Below are 1,638 nucleotides of genomic sequence, written 5' to 3' on the forward strand. Positions count from 1 at the left end.
CGTGTCCCGAACCCGGCGGCTTTGCGGACGCTGCCCGAATCGGAACTGCAGGCGGTGGCCGATGCCGTGCGCGCCGAGATGATCGACGCGGTCTCGGTCACCGGCGGGCATCTCGGCTCGGGGCTCGGCGTCGTCGAACTCACGGTCGCGCTCCACCACGTGTTCGACACGCCCGACGACCGCATCGTCTGGGATGTCGGCCACCAGTGCTACCCCCACAAGATCCTCACCGAGCGCCGCGACCGCATCCGCACGCTCCGCCAGGGCGGCGGCCTCTCCGGCTTCACCAAGCGCGCCGAGAGCGTCTACGATCCCTTCGGCGCGGCCCACTCCTCCACCTCCATCTCGGCCGCGCTCGGCATGGCCGTCGCCCGCGACCTCGACAACGCCACCGCCAAGCAGACGGGCGGCGCGCTGAAGCGCCGCAACGCCATCGCGGTGATCGGCGACGGCTCGATGTCGGCCGGCATGGCGTACGAGGCCATGAACAATGCCGGCGCCCTGCACTCGCGCCTGATCGTCATCCTCAACGACAACGACATGTCGATCGCACCCCCCGTGGGCGCCATGTCGGCCTACCTCGCGCGGCTGGCGTCCGGCGGCGCCTACCAGTCCCTGCGCGAGACCGCCAAGCAGCTCGGCAAGCTCCTGCCCAAGGCGCTCTACCAGCGCGCGGCCGCGGCCGAGGAATACGCCCGCTCGCTGGTGGTCGGCGGCGGCACGATGTTCGAGGAGATGGGCTTCCACTATGTCGGCCCGGTGGACGGGCACAACCTCGACCACCTGCTGCCGGTGCTCAAGAACGTCCGCGACGCCGAGCACGGCCCGATCCTGCTGCACGTGGTCACGCAGAAGGGCAAGGGCTACGCGCCCGCCGAGGCCAGCGCCGACCGCTACCACGGGGTGGTGAAGTTCGACGTGGTGTCGGGCGTGCAGGCCAAGGCCAAGCCGAACGCGCCGGCCTACACGCGGGTGTTCGGCGAGAGCCTGATCAAGGCGGCCGATGCCGACGACAAGGTCGTGGCGATCACCGCGGCGATGCCCGGCGGCACCGGCATCGACCTGTTCGGCAAGGCGCACCCGGACAAGACCTTCGACGTGGGCATCGCCGAGCAGCACGCGGTGACCTTCGCGGGCGGTCTGGCCACCGAGGGCTACCGGCCGTTCGTGGCGATCTACTCGACCTTCCTGCAGCGGGCCTACGATCAGGTGGTGCACGACGTGGCGCTGCAGAACCTGCCCGTGCGGTTCTGCCTGGACCGGGCCGGCCTGGTCGGCGCGGACGGGGCGACGCATGCGGGCGCGTTCGACCTCGCCTATCTGTGCTGCCTGCCCAACATGACGGTGATGGCCGCCGCCGACGAGGCCGAGCTGGTGCACATGGTGGCCACCGCCCACGCCCATGACAGCGGGCCGATCGCCTTGCGCTATCCGCGCGGCGAGGGTGTCGGCGTCGAGCTTCCGGAGCGGGGCGAGGTCCTTCCCGTCGGCAAGGGCCGGGTGGTGCGTCAGGACGCGGAGGCGCGGGTGGCGATCCTGTCGCTGGGCACGCGTCTGGCGGAGGCCTTGAAGGCGGCGGACACGCTGGCCGAGCAGGGCGTCGCGGTGACGGTGGCGGATGCGCGGTTCGCCAAGCCT

Annotated in this window: 1 protein-coding gene; it reads left to right on the plus strand. The window is 71.3% G+C overall.

From position 1 onward, the window contains the following. The coding region (gene dxs, locus FVE89_RS18495; RefSeq protein WP_281408988.1) for a 1-deoxy-D-xylulose-5-phosphate synthase at positions 1-1,638 on the plus strand (1,638 nt) is incomplete at both ends.

The sequence above is a fragment of the Methylobacterium sp. 2A genome, assembly GCF_009806555.1.
In the GTDB taxonomy this organism is placed as follows: domain Bacteria; phylum Pseudomonadota; class Alphaproteobacteria; order Rhizobiales; family Beijerinckiaceae; genus Methylobacterium.